Genomic DNA, 14,842 nt, shown 5'->3' on the forward strand with positions numbered 1-14,842 from the left:
GAGTATTTTCAGATCCCGACCGGACGTGTGGTTGAGATCGGAACGCAGGTGGCTATCTAGGGCATGCCAATATTCAGGTGAGGCCGGCCTGCGAACGGCGGGTTCCTGCGCTTCCGGTACTCACGGACCAAATGTCCGCTCCGTTCCGGTTCTCGGAACCCACCATTCTCGACTCGGCCTGACCTGAATCTCGACATGCCCCTGACCACGGCGGACTTCAGCCGGCTAGCATTGCCTTGTTCGCTTCAAGAAATTGCTTCAGCGATTGCGGCTTTTTGCCTGAAAGTGTCTCGATCGCGTCGGTCACCATGCCGATGCGGCCGGAGCGCGTGTTGGTGTCGAAGGAAACGACAACGGGAGCAAAATCCGAGGGAACGCCGGCGGCCGTCAGACCGTCGGTCAAGGCTTCATCCGAAAGCTGAACGACCTCGATGGGCTTGCCGGTGACGTCGGTGACCAGGGCCGCGATCTCGGCGACCGTGTAGGCCTGCGGACCCGTCAGCGTGTATGTGGTGCTTTCGGTATCGCCCGAGGCAAGACCGGCGGCGATCGCCACGGCCATGTCGTCGCGAGCGCCATGGGCGATGCGGCCGTCGGCCGCCGATGTGTACCACTGCCCCGAAGCAATGGCATGCGGCAGCGACATGAACAGGTTCTCCTGATACCAGCCGTTGCGGAAAATCGTGTAGGGGATGCCGCTCGCCTTGATCGCCTGCTCGGTCCCGTAGTGATCGCCCGCAAACAGCACCGGCGATACCGGCTCAGGATTGGGCATCGAGGTGTAGAGCAGATGCGAAACGCCGGCCTCCCTGGCGGCTGCGACTGCATTCTCGTGCTGCTTGAGACGCTTGCCCCCAAGGTCGATCTCGCCGGTCGAGATGATCAGGACCCTGCCGGCGCCCTTGAATGCCTCGACGAGCGACGCCGTGTCATCGAAATCGGCTTGCCTGATGGTAACGCCGCGCGTCGCGAGGTCGGCGAGGTTTTCCGGATTACGGGTGGCGGCGATGATCCGTGCGGGCGGAACCTTGAGCGTGTCCAGCAGATGATGGATGACGCCGCGGCCGAGCTGGCCGGAGGCGCCGGTGACGAGAAGGGTTTCGGTCATGAGAAGTCCTGTCGTTGCGCCGGAGCGGCGGGTGCTTATAAGTCTCAAAAAGAGACCAGCACTAAAATAGGAATTGACCGACCCTCGTAAAGAAGGCAGTTTTGCGGGAGGTAGGCAGGCGCAGGGAACCAGCGATGGACAGCAAAATCGTCGGTCTGAGATCGAAGCTCGAGATTTACAAAGCGGGCAGCGGCGGGGGGAACATTGCGGACTGTCCGGTTCGCGATGTGATCCAAGGCATTAGCAACAAATGGAGTTCGCTGCTGATGATGGCGCTGGCAGAAAAGCCGTACCGGTTCGGCGAATTGCGGCGGCTGGTACCCGACATTTCACAGCGCATGCTCACCCAGACGCTGCACGATTTGCAGCGCGACGGTTACGTCCATCGCAAGGTGTTCCCGACCAAGCCGCCGAGCGTCGAATACAGTCTGACCGATCTCGGACGCTCGATGTTCGGACCCCTGCACCAGCTGCTCCAGTGGGCCGAGCTCAATCATGGCGCTGTGCGCGACGCGCGGAACGCATTCGACGCTACCGAGACTTAACCATCAATGCCGGAGTGGCAATGCCAAGTGCGACGGCTTGATTGGCGATACCGCTGAAGGATTGTCCGGCTTGGGCGAGAAGATTCGGCGGGCAATGGGCATTTCTCTGGACATCGCGATTGCCGGCGCCGGCCCGGCCGGACTGGCTGCGGCACTCTATCTGAAGCGTGCCGGGCACCGGGTCACCATCTTCGAGCGCTTCGACGCGCCAAAGCCAGTCGGGTCCAGATTGATCCTGCAGCCGACCGGGCTGACGGTCCTTGCCGATCTCGGCCTGCTCGACGACATCCTAGTGCCTGCGCAGCCGCATCGACCGCCTGCATGGCGCCGATGCGAAAATCGCCGCAGCGTGCTCGATGTCCGCTATGATGCGCAGCGCGGCGGCCGTTTCGGGCTGGCGGTGACCGGGCGGCCTTGTTCGGCGTGCTTTTCCGCGCCGTCCGGCGCGAGGCGATCGCCATCGAAACCGGCGTCGAACTCGAGACGCTGGAAAACGGCGAGCGACAACGCTGATCTGCGGCAACGGGCGACGGATAAGGCCGCGGGTGTTTCAGGCGCTGTCGCTGATGCTGACGCCGTTCTACCAGTCGGATTCGACCGTGATGCCGTTTGTCCGGGACAGGCTGGTGGCGTCAGTGGTGAAAATCCCGCCAGTGCCAAACATCCTTGCCTCGATGGTGGCTGGAACCGTGGTCGATCGCTTAGGCGGATCGGTATCAATGAAGCGCGGTGGCCGCCTCGTTGCGGCGGATAAGGTTCGAAAGATGCGAACCCTTCGCTTGCAGGAATGCATGAAGGCGCTGTGGATAATCCGGGGCGACAGCGTTCTTCACCGACTTGCGTTCGCGCAATTCCTTCCGCCAAGCCTCGACTAGCGACTTTCCCTTCAGGATACAGAAATCGTCGATCCGATCGAACGCGTCGAGATAGCGGAAGATTGGTCCGTAGACAGCATCGACCAGTGAAAAGCGCTGGCCGGCAAACCATGGCCCAGCTCGGCCAGCCGCCAGTTCTATTTCGAGACGATCGAACATTGCCGACAGACCTTGGCTTTCGGCAAGTAAGGCGGCCTCGGTCGGTGCGGAATAGAGTCGACCGATTGCGTTGAGGATGGCCGAGCCGAACTCGATCCAGGCGCGATGCCGGGCGCGGGCCAGCGGGTCGGCAGGGTGGAGTGGGTTGGCCAGCGTTTCCTCAAGAAATTCGAGGATGACCGCCGATTCGAAGATCGCGGTTTCCTCGCCATTCTGCTGCACGCGCAGCAGCGGTACCTGCCGAGCGGCGATATCGCCTTGAACCAGGCCGGCTTGTTGGCGAGATCGATGGTGAGGCGTTCGAACGGCACATCCTTTTCGGCGAGCGAGATGGCCGCGCGTTGCACATAGGGACAAAGGTGATGGCTGACGAGAACGAGCTTGTCGGTCACCAGTCTGCCCGTCTCCGGGATGCCGGCGATCTTGCAGATTTCATGTTTCATGGCAGTGTCTTCCGATTATCGATGCAACTGCATCTATATAGATGCATCCGCATTAACCGTCAAGCTTGATGCAATCGCATCTATCACCTATGCTGCAATCATGACGGAGAAAACCAGTCCTTCGCCCGCTGCCATCAAAGCCTGGGCGCGCCTGATGCGCGTTTCGCGCCAGCTGATGGAAAGATCTGAAGACGCGCTGAAGGACAGCAGCTTACCGCCGCTTGCCTGGTACGATGTGCTGTATGAGCTTGCCGAAGCGGGCGAGGGCGGCTTGCGGCCATTCCAGCTGATCGAGCGCACATTGTTTGCGCAATACAACATCTCCCGGCTGTTGGCGCGGCTCGAAGCGGACGGGCTGGTCGAGAAGCTCAGGGTTGCCGATGACGGGCGGGGACAGACTATCCGCATTACGGGGAAGGGGCGCGAGACGCGCCGCCGCATGTGGGCCGTCTACGGACGATCGATCGCGGAACTGGTCGGCGCCAGGCTTTCAGATGATGATCTCGACACCTTGTCGGCTCTGCTTGGGCGGCTGCGCCATCCAGCCGCATTGGAGTAATGTGGCCTTTTGGCGCTGAAAAATCGTTGCAGCGACGTCAGACACTTCCCCACAGGAATGCCAGTGCCGCCAGCACGCCAAGCATGACGCGAACCAGATGCAGATTGCCCCATTTGACGATCAACGCCCGGGCTTGCGGGTTGGCGGCGGCCGCGTCCATCGCCTCCAGCAGTCGATTTGTCGGCATCATTGCGATCAGCGTCCATGGCCAGGGCAGGATGATCAGCACCGCCCCGACCAGATAGGCGAGATTGCCGGTCTGCCACCAGGCAATGACACCAAGAACACAGGCAACGACGGCGATCGACGCCTGCATAGCGGCGCCGCGTTTGTAGGAGGGCTGCCATTCCTGCAGCAGTGCCCTGTCATCGAGACGAAGCCGCGCCGGCTGCTCGGCAACGCTGACATAGATGGCGGCGCCCGCGAAAGCGGCGGTAACGGTCAATGCAAGCAGACCGACAAGCATCTTCCCTCCGTGACATGCCGTTTCAGTGGGGCCGTTCCAGTGGAGGCCGTCCGGCCTGGAATGCGTCAAAATGCGGAGATAGGGCTTGCGCCGGGTCCGACAATACGTCATAGACAAGCCGAACCGTAACGTACGGTACTGAGCTGGCTGCTGCCACCATCATCGAGCAGGAAAAGAGTTTGTTGCAGGCAAGCGTCGAGATCGACACGGGCGAAGCGCTGACGGCACGGCAGAAAGCCGTGCTCGACGCCGCACTTCGCCTTCTGGTCGAGGAGGGCGATCAGTTGACCATGACCGCCGTGGCGCGGAGGGCGAGCTGTTCCAAGGAAACGCTCTACAAATGGTTCGGCGATCGCGACGGGCTTTTGACGGCAACTGTGCAATGGCAAGCGTCCAAGGTGCGCGTAGTGCCGGTCGACCGCAAGGGGCTCGACCTTGCCTCGCTGACGGCGAGCCTAGAACGCTTCGCCTCGGATTGGCTGAGGGTGATTTCGAGCGACACTTCGATCGCGCTCAACCGCATTGCGGTCAGTCACGCCGGATCCGGCAAGGACGATCTCGGCGGCATCGTGCTGGAGAACGGCCGCTTCGCGCTGGCCAGGCGCCTGAAGCCGGTGCTGGAAGCCGGTCGGCAGGCCGGGCTTCTCGAGTTCTCGGACGCCGAAGCGGCATTCCGTACCTTTTTCGGGCTGGTCGCCCGTGACGTGCAGATCCGCCTGCTGCTCGGCGACCGGCTGGAATTGACTGATGCGGCAATCGGCGGCGATGCCGTCCGGGCAACGCAGCAGTTTCTCGCTCTTTACGGAGCAAAAACCGGGCCGCAAGGCCTCTAGAGCCGGATGATTTCAGGTCAACTCGACCTGAAATCTGAATCCGGCTCTAAATCAAAGAGATAGAGCATGATGTTGTCCGAAAACCGCTTCACACTTTTCGGCATCATGCTCTGAATTCACAACGGGAAGGAAAGAAAAATGCGTGTCTATTACGATCGCGATGCCGATCTCAACCTGATCAAGGGCAAGAAGGTCGCCATCATCGGCTATGGCAGCCAGGGCAGGGCGCATGCGCTCAATCTCAAGGATTCCGGCGTTAAGGATATCGCAATCGGCCTGAAGGCCGGCTCGGCGACCGCCCAGAAGGTCGAGGCAGACGGGCTCAAGGTGATGAGCGTGGCGGAGGCCGCCAAATGGGCCGACCTGATGATGATGGCGACGCCCGACGAGCTGCAGGCCGACATCTATAAATCCGAGATCGCGCCGAACATCCGCGACGGCGCGGCGATCGCCTTCGCCCACGGCCTCAACGTGCACTTCGGCCTGATCGAGCCAAAGGCCTCGGTCGACGTCGTCATGATCGCGCCGAAGGGGCCCGGCCACACGGTGCGCGGCGAATACCAGAAGGGCGGCGGCGTGCCGTGCCTGGTCGCCGTTAACCAGGACGCTTCGGGCAATGCGCTCGATCTCGCTCTGTCCTATGCCTGCGGCGTCGGCGGCGGTCGTTCGGGCATCATCGAGACCAATTTCCGCGAGGAGTGCGAGACGGACCTGTTCGGCGAGCAGGTGGTGCTGTGCGGCGGTCTGGTCGAGCTGATCCGGGCCGGTTTCGAGACGCTGGTGGAAGCCGGTTACGCGCCGGAAATGGCCTATTTCGAGTGCCTGCACGAGGTCAAACTGATCGTCGACCTGATCTATGAGGGCGGCATCGCCAACATGAACTACTCGATCTCGAACACTGCCGAATGGGGCGAATATGTTTCGGGCCCGCGCATCATCACCGCCGAGACCAAGGCCGAGATGAAGCGCGTGCTGAAGGATATCCAGACCGGCAAGTTCACCTCGGAATGGATGCAGGAATACCGCGCCGGCATGTCGCGCTTCAAGGGCATCCGCCGCAACAACGACAGCCACCAGATCGAGGAAGTCGGCGCCAAGCTGCGCGCGATGATGCCGTGGATTTCGAAAAACAAGTTGGTCGACAAGGCCAAGAACTGATCCGCAATTTCATCTTTGCGTAAGAGCCGGCGGAGCGATCCGCCGGCCCACGGTGCGAGGCCTTTGGGCCTGTGGGCCTCCGCCTCTATCTTACTTGCCGGGGCTGCACTGCTCGTCGGGGTATTCTAGGAGATTTTTCTCTCGCCTAACTTCGTCGACTGCTTAGAGGGCGCCGTTCAGGGGATTTAGCCGTAGTGCCAGTGGGGCTTTGGCTCGGTGCCGGTGAACATGATGCCGATGCGGTCCTCGCGGCGCCAGCGGACCACTGCCTTGTAGGCGATGCCGTCGGTCGGCACATAGAGCAGGAACTCGTCGGGCACGCGTGCGTCGATCGAGACCTTCAGTTCGGCGCCGCCGTCATGCATGTTGCGCACCGTGCAGGTGACCTCGGACCTGGTTATGCCGGTCAGGATCGTTGCGCCCTTGAAGACGCGCTGCCTGCGTTTGTCCCGGTTTTCCTCTTCAGCCATCGCGCATAATCCCTGGTGCGATCGGCAAGATAGTTAGGCCCGCCTGATAAACATAGCGTTATCATCGGCGGCGAAAACGATTTCGCGGTGCCCTGGCCGGGCGGAGTACAAGAGAAGGATCGTGTAGACGAAAACGGCGCCGCGCGGCGCGGCGCCGTCTGGAGTTCATCAGTCGCTCCGCTCAGCTGTAAGGCGACCAGCACTGCTGGCGCGGACCGCCATAGGGCTGGAATGTGTTGTCCCAGGCGCGATACGACCGGTAGCGGTCGTAGCACCAGCGGACATGGGCGCTGGAAAGCCTTTGTGTGCGATACTGACGCCGAGGCGGGTAATAGCCCGGCCCATAGTAGCTCGGCCCGCTGTAATAGTTGTAGGCGGGCAGCCCGAGGCCGAGGCCGAAAAAGATCGCGGAATCGTTGAAATGACGGCGATGATGACGACGGTGGCGCCAGCGCCAGCCATCGTCGCGATCACGCCATCTCCAGGCTTCGTCGCGACCGCGCCATCTCCGATGATCGCCGCCGCCCCGCCACTCCCGGGTGCCGTGCCGATTGCGCCAGCGCCATTCGCTCAGCATCCGCCTGTCGTTGCCGCCGGCCCAACTCTCGCGGACCGGCACAATGTCGGGGGCGACGGCGTTGGCCGGCACCGGAAGGACAGGGTTGGCAATTGGGCCGGCAAGCGAGGGAGCCGTCAGGCCGGCCAGAAGACCCAGCGCCAGCAGCCCGGATCTGACAGAAAGAGAAAAGAGCGGTTTCATTGCACTCTCCAAGAAATTTCAGGCCCCACGCCCGAATACCCCGAGGAAGAATGTCATTCATGGAACTTCGCGCCTGAACGGAGGATGAACGGAAAGGTTTTGTCAACCATGACGGGCAGGGCAGGCCCTTGTTTTCGGGCGCGCTTGTGGGCAAAGGTCACCGCCATGTCGCTGCGCCTCGCCACCTTCAATGTCGAAAACCTGATGAACAGGTTCGATTTTTCGGGATACCGCAACCAGCTCAACGAAGATCGCACGCTGGCGCTCTTCGACATCCAGAGCGAGGCCGAATACAAGGTGCTGGAGCAGGCGCGGGCGATTGCGCAATCCGACGATACGCGCCAGCTGACGGCATTGGCTATCGCGGCTACCCGCGCCGACATCATCTGCATGCAGGAGGTCGACAATATCGAGGCGCTGAAGGCTTTCGAATACGGTTATCTGTTCAAGATGGTCGGGCATGGCTACCGCCAGAAATACACTACCGCCGGCAACGATTCGCGCGGCATCGACGTCGCCGTGATGATGCGCAACGAGACCGCTCAGGGTCAGCCGATCGAATTCGTGCGCATGACAAGCCACGCCTATGTCACGTTCGAACAATTCGGCCTGCACACGCCGGAACTGGCAGCGCTTGGACATCAGGCAAACCAGCGCATCTTCCGGCGCGACTGCCTGGAGATCGACCTGACCGTCGGTCGCGTGCCGCTGACGCTCTATCTGGTGCACTTCAAGTCGATGGGCTCGCCCCGCAACGGTGTCGACGGGCGCCAGGCGACAATGCCGCTGCGCATCGCCGAGGCGCAAGCGGTGCGCCGGATCATCGAGGAGCGTTTCGGTGGGGATCACGCCGCCGACAAGTACTGGGCGATCTGCGGCGACATGAACGATTATCGGCAGCGCGTGAAGATCTCCGGCGACGCCTTTGACGGCTACCGCTTCGAGGTGATCGATGAGAGCCAGTCCTGCCTCAACGTGCTCACCGCCAGCGGCTTTTGCGAGAATGCGGTCGAGCGGCGCCCGGAGATGGATCGTTGGACCTTATACCATACGCGCGGACCGCAAGAACGGCATCTGTGCCAGCTCGACTACATCCTGTTGTCGAAGGCACTGGCAGCCAAGAACGCGACGGCCGTTCCCGACATCATCCGCAACGGCCAGCCCTGGCGCACGATCTTTCCGGCGGGCCAGGAGGTGGACCGCTTTCCGCGTGCCGGCTGGGATCGGCCGAAAGCGTCGGATCATTGTCCGGTGGCGATCACCCTTGAAATGGCCTGAGGATCGCTCCGTTGAGCTTCGACCTGCCGCGCAACATCATCCTGCCGGTCGACGCCGTCGACGTCAGGCTCGACCCCGGCCCGCATCCGTTCGAACGCGATAATGCGCAAGCGATCGCCGAGAATTGGCGGCGCGAGACCGCAGCCAATCCGGCGTTGTTCGACGGCACCGTGGTGCTGCTTTCGGCGCTCAGCTATCGCGATAACAGCCTCGTGGGCCGCTGCCATGCGGTGCGCTACTCGGCCTTCATGCTTTGGCGCGGCAACCGGCAGGTGGCTGGGGCCGAGCACGCCTATGCCCATGCCATGCTGGTCGCCGGCGACAACGCGCTGGTAGCGATCCGCATGGCGTCGCACACGGTCAATGCCGGCCGCGTCTACTTCGCCGCCGGCTCGTTCGAGCCAACCGATTTCCGCGACGGCCTTGTCGATGTCGACTTCAACATGATCCGCGAGGTGCGGGAAGAAACCGGCCTCGACCTTGCCGGCGTGACACGCGGCAGGCGCTACTATGCCCTGTCGACGGCAACCGGCACGGTGATCTTTCGCCGCTATCGCGAGACGGCATCCGCCGACGAGGTCGCGCAGCGCATCAGTGCCTTTGTCGCCGCCGAGGCAGAGCCGGAAATCGACGGGCCTGTTATCATCCGCAATGCCGATGACCTGCCGGACGGGCTGATGCCGCATATGAAGCCACTGATCGAGTGGCATTTTGCCGGCAAGGACTGACGCATCGGCCCGAAATCGGAAAGCACCATGCAAAGATTAAAAGTGTTAGAGCGTACTTTGTGCGTCCAAGTGGACGCAGGTCGCTCTAACGACGCATTTTGTTTTCGATGGCTTTGCGGTCGTTGCGGGCGGCGACGAAAAACAGCATGACGCCGATACCCAGCAGCGCACCCATCGCCGTTCCCATCGTCTGACCAACAACCTGCTGGAAATCGGCGGTGACATGATCGGGGTTGGCCATGCCATAGCTGGCCAAGTACCACCAAAGGCCCGCCAATGCGGCCTCGATGATCACCGTCACCAGAATCACACGCTCTTTCTTGCTCATCCCACTATTCCCCCATATCCCCAAGGCGATTGCTACCACCGCGGATTGTTTCGCGACAGGGGGAGGCGACGGCAGCGTCAAAATTTTGGGGACATCTGAAGGCGGCGCGCGCTCCGCCGCGCTATTCATGCCTCAGCGCGTCGATCGGATCGAGCCGCGCGCCACGCAGCGCCGGGAAGAAACCGAACACCATGCCGATCAGCGCCGAGAAACCGACTGCGAGCAGGATTACCGCCGGGCTTGGCGCGAAGGGGATGGTCAGCGTCAGCGAGGCGAGGCCGGCCAGCGCCAGGCCGATCAGGATGCCGATGATGCCGCCGAGCAGCGACAGCACGGTCGCCTCGACCAGGAACTGGATGAGGATGTGCTTTTCATGCGCGCCGATGGCCAGCCGGATGCCGATCTCGCGGGTGCGCTCGGTGACCGACACCAGCATGATGTTCATGATGCCGATGCCGCCGACCAACAGGCTGACGCCGGCGACCGCACCCAGCATGCCAGTCATCGTCGTGGTGGCGCTCGCCATGGCGTCGGCGATCTGGGTCATGTCGCGTATCGAGAAATCGTCTTCGCGGTCGGGCGTGATGCGGCGTGTGTCGCGCAAGATGTCCTCGACGCGCGGCAGCAGCTCGGTCGTCGGCGTCCTGTCGTCTGCGGCGACGTAAATCGAGTCGATGTCGCGGTTGCCGGCGATGCGGCGCTGATAGGCGGCGAGCGGCATCAATACGACATTGTCCTGGTCCTGGCCGAAGCCGGTATAGCCCTTCGGCTCGAGCAGGCCGATGATCTTGCAGGATGTGCGATTGACGCGAATGATCTCGCCTTCGGGGTCGCCTGCGCCGAAAAACTGCTGGCGCACCGTTTCGCCGATCAGGCAAACGCCGGTACCCGAGCGGGTCTCCGAATCGCTGAACGGGCGGCCTGAAACCAGCTTCCAGTCGCGCGCAACGAGATAGGCGCTATCAGTGCCGGTGACACCCGATGTCAGGCTCTCGGTGCCGAAGATGACGCGGACCTGCTTTTGCGAGGCAGGTGAAATGGCGCGGGCGCCGCTCAGATGGGTGACGAGCGCGGCAAGGTCCTTTTGGGCAAGCGGTCGGACCACCTGGTCGAGCCCTCCCGGTCCGCCGGGTCCGGCTGGGCGGCCGGAACGGACGACAAGCAGATTGCTGCCGAGCTTGGAGATATCGGCCTTTACCTTTTCGGTGGTGCCCGAGCCGATGGTGAGCATGGCGATGACGGCGGCGACGCCGATGACGATGCCGAGCAGCGTCAGGAACGAGCGCAGCACGTTGCGGCGGACCGACAGCAGCGAGAGGCGGACAGTTTCCCAGATCACGGTTACACCACCTCAAGGTTCATGGTGTCGGATGCGACATGTCCGTCGAGGAAGCGGATTGTGCGCTCAGCATAACCGGCGACGTCGGCCTCGTGCGTGACCATGGCGATGGTGAGGCCAAGCTCGGTGTTCAGCCTGGTCAAGAGTTCCATGATCTCGTGGGTGCGGGCGGTGTCGAGATTGCCGGTCGGCTCGTCGGCCACGAGCAGGGTCGGCCTGGTGACAATGGCGCGCGCGATCGCCACGCGCTGCTGCTGGCCGCCGGAAAGCTCGGCCGGCGTGTGGTGCTCGCGGCCGATAAGGCCGACCTCGGCCAGCGCTTTCATTGCGAGGTCATGACGCTCGCGGGCGGCAACGCCGCGATAGATCAGCGGCAATTCGACATTCTCCACCGCCGTGGTGCGCGGCAGGAGATTGTAGCCCTGAAAGACGAAGCCGACATAGAGGTTGCGCAGCATGGCGCGGCGGTTGCGGTCGAGACGGCCAGCATCGATGCCCATGAAGCTGTAGGTTCCGGCCGTCGGCGTGTCGAGGCAGCCGATGATGTTCATTGCCGTCGACTTGCCGGAGCCGGACGGTCCCATGATGGCGACGAATTCGCTGCTGCGGATAGCAAGGTCCACACCCGCCAGCGCATGGACCGTGGCCTCGCCCTGGCCATAGCTTTTCCAGACCTCGTCGAAGGTGATGAGCAGCGAGCCTGACATGATTTCAGCTCCGCTGCTGCGCTGCGGTGATGACGTGCGCGCCTTCTTCGAGGCCGGAGGTGATCTCGGTCAGTTCGCCATCGGTGGAGCCGACCTTGACGCTGACCGGCCGAGGCCGGCCGTTCTCCAGCACGTAGAGCGTGCGCGAGCCGTCGGTAGGCTGCGACGTCGCCAGGCGCTGGCGGTTGCCGCCTGGACGGCCCATGCGGCCCGTGAACAGGTCGCTCAGGCTCCACGCGCGGGCGCCTGTTTGCGCCGGCCGATAGCGAAAGGCGATCGCCGGCACTGTGAGCACGCCCTTGGCCTGCTTGGTGACGACCGAAACGGTGGCAGTCATCCCAGGCCGCAACAGAAGCTCGTTGTTGTCGACCTCGAACCGTGCATCGTAGGTGACGACGCCGTCGGTGGTGACCGAAGCGTACGAAATGTCGCGGATCTCGGCATCGAACCGCCGTTCCGGAAAGGCGTCGACGGTGAAGCGCGCATGCTGGCCGGGCTTGACCGCGCCGATGTCGGCCTCGTCGACCGCTGCCTTCAATTCCATATTTCTGAGATCGGCGGCGATGACGAACAACACCGGCGCCTGCAGCGAGGAGGCAACCGTCTGGCCGGGATCGACCGAGCGCGTCAGAACGATGCCGTCGATTGGCGCATAGATGGTGCTCTTGGCGAAGTCCGTCTGCTGCGCCTTGAGATCGGCATTGGCGATGGCAAGACTGGCTTTGGCGCTGTCGAGCGCTGCCTTGGAGCGGTCGCGCGTCGCGGTCGCAGCTTCAAGCGACTGGTCCGTCGCCATGCCGCGCCTGGTGAGTGCCGCCGCGCGCACAAGCCCCCTTTCGTTTTCGGTGAGGGTTACGGTGGCGGTCTCGACATTGGCGGCCGCCGCCTTGGCGGAAGCCTCGGCGCGCTCGATCTGCACCTCCAGCTTGGCCGTATCGAGTGCAGCCAGCACATCGCCCTTCTTCACCTGCTGGTTCTCGTTGACCGCGACCGAGCGGACGACGCCGGACAGTTCGCTCGAAATGTCGACCTGGGTGAGGGGCTGCAGCGTGCCGGTCGCCGATACCTCGACCGTGAGATCGGCGACAGCGGCCGGCGCCGTGGTATAGTCGATCCTGGCGGGAGACGCGGCGTACCATTGGTAGCCGGCGAGGCTTGCGGCGATGACGACCAGCACAAGCAGGCCATAAAGCCAGCCGCGATGGCGTTTCTTCTTCAGACCCAGGTGGTCAAGCCCGAGTGCCGTCTCTATGTCGGAAGTGGATTCCGTCTTTGGCAGATTGACAATCTGGTCCACGCCGGACCCCTATGAACGTTGGTAATCCCATCAGTGCACAGATCAGGCCGAATGGTTCAAATATCAAATTAAATTTCGCCCATGTTGGGATTGAGGCAGAAGGCTTTCTACAATGCTGACCCGGAACTACTTACTGTACGACGTATTCACGACCGAGCGGCTGGCCGGCAATCCGCTGGCCGTCGTGCTTGACAGCAAGGGGCTGGACACGGCCGCGATGCAGGCCATCGCACGCGAGTTCAACCTGTCGGAAACCGTTTTCGTGCTGCCGCCTGACAATCCCAAGCACCGCGCCCGCATCCGCATCTTCACGCCCGATTATGAGATGCCGTTCGCTGGCCATCCGACTGTCGGTTCCGCGATCGCGCTTGCCGAAATAGCTGGCGATGGCGACACCGCCGGCATCTTCGTCCTGGAGGAGAATATCGGCCCGGTGCGCTGCGCCGTCAGCAAGCATGATGGCACCATCTTTGCCGAGTTCGACCTGGCCAAACTGCCGGAACAACTGGAATTGTCCGCCGACCCGGTGGCGATCGGCGCCGCACTTGGGTTGGGTCCGCACGAAATCGGCTTCGAGAATCACCGCGTCTCGTTCTGGTCGGCCGGCGTGCCCTATGTGACCGTTCCGGTCGCCGATCTGGAGGCCGCCGCCCGGATTAGGCTGGATAACCAGGCGTGGTCGGAATTAGCACCCCGCAAGAGCGATTGGGCCTTCGCCAGCCCGTATGTCTACTGCCGCGAGACGGTGAACCACGACAGCGCCTTCCATGCCCGCATGATCGTGCCGGGCAATCCTTCCTATGAAGACCCGGCGACCGGTTCGGCGGCGGCGGCCTTCGCCGGCGCGATCATGCATTTCGACGACCCGCGAGACGGGGTCTCGCGACTGTGGATCGAGCAAGGGCTTGAGATGGGCCGGCCTTCGCGCATTCGCCTCGAACTGAATGTTGAAGGCGGCAGGCTGGCAGCCGCCCGCATCGGCGGCCATGCGGCAAAAGTGGCGGAAGGCAAGCTGTTCGTCTGATCGCGATTGGCTCGAGCGATTTGTCGGGAAATGAATCCGGCAGGGCTGGACATGGCGGATGGCGGCGGCTATATGCCCGCCGACGCTGGTTTTACCGGCGAGTGGGTGCGTAGCTCAGTTGGTAGAGCAGCTGACTCTTAATCAGCGGGTCACAGGTTCGATCCCTGTCGCACCCACCAAAGATTTCAAAGACTTAGGTGGAAAGACCCTGAGAACACAGGGAGAACGTGAGGCGCGAATTCCGCGCCTCACGCCCCACGTGGGGCTTTAGGCCGCGGCGGCCAATCCCTCCACTTTCTCGCTCGCCTTGCCCAGCCGTTCGCCGGCCAGGTGTAGCAGCGTCAGGACCGCGTCGGTGAGGCGCAGGCGCTGCGCCGGATCCGCCTCGCTCTGAATGAAGATCAAGACGTCCAGTATGCCTTCGACTTCGCAAATGTTCAGGCTGATGCCGTTGAGATCGATATCCTTGTTTGTCACTTTCCTCGTACCTATGCGGTTGGCTCACCGTCGGACCACTCTTTCGGCCGGCAGCGCTATGGCTTGCCGAACTTAAAACCTTGCGAAATTTCCGCCGCTTCTTCCCCGTCCAAGGGAAACCGCATAACCCGCCGTTGGTCTTGCTCGCCCCGCTTCACCCGGCGGGTTGCTGCTAGGTTGGACGACAACCGCTGATGGATCAATCACCACATGTGTCGAGCCGTAGCACCAAGTGAATAGTGGGGATAACTAGTACCACCTTGGGCTTTTTCGCCCATGGTGGAACGA

The 14,842-nt window shown here is 62.4% G+C and carries 16 protein-coding genes, 1 tRNA gene and 2 pseudogenes; 9 read left to right on the forward strand and 10 right to left on the reverse strand.

From position 1 onward, the window contains the following. Positions 1 to 217: 217 nt before the first annotated feature. A complete protein-coding gene (locus tag EOA85_RS10675; protein ID WP_127209383.1) occupies positions 218 to 1,108 on the reverse strand; it encodes an SDR family oxidoreductase in 891 nt (296 codons plus the stop codon). 134 nt (positions 1,109 to 1,242) lie between these two features. Here EOA85_RS10675 and EOA85_RS10680 point away from each other — a divergent pair, with 134 nt between their 5' ends. After that, the gene (locus EOA85_RS10680; protein ID WP_127209384.1) at positions 1,243 to 1,653 is read left to right on the forward strand and encodes a helix-turn-helix domain-containing protein; all 411 of its coding nucleotides are present in this window, start codon (positions 1,243 to 1,245) and stop codon (positions 1,651 to 1,653) included. 94 nt (positions 1,654 to 1,747) lie between these two features. After that, positions 1,748 to 2,407: pseudogene (locus EOA85_RS10685) on the forward strand (FAD-dependent oxidoreductase). On the opposite strand, the pseudogene EOA85_RS10690 reads toward EOA85_RS10685, so the two are convergent. After that, positions 2,370 to 3,130: pseudogene (locus EOA85_RS10690) on the reverse strand (glutathione S-transferase family protein). The pseudogenes EOA85_RS10685 and EOA85_RS10690 sit on opposite strands and share 38 nt — an antisense overlap. Positions 3,131 to 3,230: 100 nt before the next feature. Here EOA85_RS10690 and EOA85_RS10695 point away from each other — a divergent pair. Beyond that, the gene (locus EOA85_RS10695) at positions 3,231 to 3,689 is read left to right on the forward strand and encodes a MarR family winged helix-turn-helix transcriptional regulator (RefSeq protein ID WP_127209385.1); all 459 of its coding nucleotides are present in this window, start codon (positions 3,231 to 3,233) and stop codon (positions 3,687 to 3,689) included. A 37-nt stretch (positions 3,690 to 3,726) separates the two neighbouring features. Here the strand turns inward: EOA85_RS10695 and EOA85_RS10700 are convergent, their stop codons facing one another. Then, complete coding sequence (locus tag EOA85_RS10700; RefSeq protein ID WP_065012332.1) at positions 3,727 to 4,155, reverse strand: DUF1772 domain-containing protein; 429 nt, start codon at positions 4,153 to 4,155, stop codon at positions 3,727 to 3,729. Positions 4,156 to 4,334: 179 nt separating this feature from the next. Between EOA85_RS10700 and EOA85_RS10705 the strand changes: the two genes are divergently transcribed. Further along, entirely contained in the window at positions 4,335 to 4,988 is a 654-nt protein-coding gene (locus tag EOA85_RS10705) for a TetR/AcrR family transcriptional regulator (RefSeq protein ID WP_164759591.1), read from the forward strand. Between the two features lie 138 nt (positions 4,989 to 5,126). Beyond that, complete coding sequence (gene ilvC, locus EOA85_RS10710; protein WP_065012330.1) at positions 5,127 to 6,146, forward strand: ketol-acid reductoisomerase; 1,020 nt, start codon at positions 5,127 to 5,129, stop codon at positions 6,144 to 6,146. A 185-nt stretch (positions 6,147 to 6,331) separates the two neighbouring features. Here the strand turns inward: ilvC and EOA85_RS10715 are convergent, their stop codons facing one another. Further along, entirely contained in the window at positions 6,332 to 6,616 is a 285-nt protein-coding gene (locus EOA85_RS10715) for a PilZ domain-containing protein (protein ID WP_127209387.1), read from the reverse strand. A gap of 181 nt (positions 6,617 to 6,797) precedes the next feature. Next, on the reverse strand, positions 6,798 to 7,376 hold the full coding sequence (locus tag EOA85_RS10720) for a BA14K family protein (RefSeq protein WP_127209388.1): 579 nt from the start codon (positions 7,374 to 7,376) through the stop codon (positions 6,798 to 6,800). A gap of 165 nt (positions 7,377 to 7,541) precedes the next feature. Between EOA85_RS10720 and EOA85_RS10725 the strand changes: the two genes are divergently transcribed. Both EOA85_RS10725 and EOA85_RS10730 read left to right on the forward strand, forming a co-directional pair. Next, entirely contained in the window at positions 7,542 to 8,654 is a 1,113-nt protein-coding gene (locus EOA85_RS10725; RefSeq protein WP_127209389.1) for an endonuclease/exonuclease/phosphatase family protein, read from the forward strand. 11 nt (positions 8,655 to 8,665) lie between these two features. After that, positions 8,666 to 9,382: a hypothetical protein gene (locus EOA85_RS10730; protein WP_127209390.1), complete on the forward strand. Its 717-nt coding sequence runs from the start codon at positions 8,666 to 8,668 to the stop codon at positions 9,380 to 9,382. An 85-nt stretch (positions 9,383 to 9,467) separates the two neighbouring features. Here the strand turns inward: EOA85_RS10730 and EOA85_RS10735 are convergent, their stop codons facing one another. From EOA85_RS10735 to EOA85_RS10750, 4 genes are all read right to left on the reverse strand, one after another. Beyond that, a complete protein-coding gene (locus EOA85_RS10735; RefSeq protein WP_065012325.1) occupies positions 9,468 to 9,710 on the reverse strand; it encodes a hypothetical protein in 243 nt (80 codons plus the stop codon). 121 nt (positions 9,711 to 9,831) lie between these two features. Next, positions 9,832 to 11,049 carry an ABC transporter permease gene (locus tag EOA85_RS10740; RefSeq protein WP_127209391.1) on the reverse strand — a complete coding sequence of 406 codons (1,218 nt, stop codon included), beginning with the start codon at positions 11,047 to 11,049 and terminating at the stop codon, positions 9,832 to 9,834. A gap of 2 nt (positions 11,050 to 11,051) precedes the next feature. Beyond that, on the reverse strand, positions 11,052 to 11,759 hold the full coding sequence (locus EOA85_RS10745; protein WP_127209392.1) for an ABC transporter ATP-binding protein: 708 nt from the start codon (positions 11,757 to 11,759) through the stop codon (positions 11,052 to 11,054). 1 nt (position 11,760) lies between these two features. Beyond that, positions 11,761 to 13,053 carry an efflux RND transporter periplasmic adaptor subunit gene (locus tag EOA85_RS10750; protein ID WP_127209393.1) on the reverse strand — a complete coding sequence of 431 codons (1,293 nt, stop codon included), beginning with the start codon at positions 13,051 to 13,053 and terminating at the stop codon, positions 11,761 to 11,763. Positions 13,054 to 13,165: 112 nt separating this feature from the next. Here EOA85_RS10750 and EOA85_RS10755 point away from each other — a divergent pair, with 112 nt between their 5' ends. Together EOA85_RS10755 and EOA85_RS10760 are read left to right on the forward strand one after the other, a co-directional pair. Further along, positions 13,166 to 14,077: a PhzF family phenazine biosynthesis protein gene (locus EOA85_RS10755; RefSeq protein ID WP_127209394.1), complete on the forward strand. Its 912-nt coding sequence runs from the start codon at positions 13,166 to 13,168 to the stop codon at positions 14,075 to 14,077. Between the two features lie 103 nt (positions 14,078 to 14,180). Further along, positions 14,181 to 14,256: transfer RNA gene (locus EOA85_RS10760), tRNA-Lys, on the forward strand. An 88-nt stretch (positions 14,257 to 14,344) separates the two neighbouring features. Here EOA85_RS10760 and EOA85_RS10765 read toward each other — a convergent pair. Continuing rightward, entirely contained in the window at positions 14,345 to 14,554 is a 210-nt protein-coding gene (locus EOA85_RS10765) for a hypothetical protein (protein WP_127209395.1), read from the reverse strand. Positions 14,555 to 14,842 lie beyond the last annotated feature (288 nt).

Source organism: Mesorhizobium sp. M5C.F.Ca.IN.020.29.1.1 (genome assembly GCF_003997375.1).
In the GTDB taxonomy this organism is placed as follows: domain Bacteria; phylum Pseudomonadota; class Alphaproteobacteria; order Rhizobiales; family Rhizobiaceae; genus Mesorhizobium; species Mesorhizobium wenxiniae.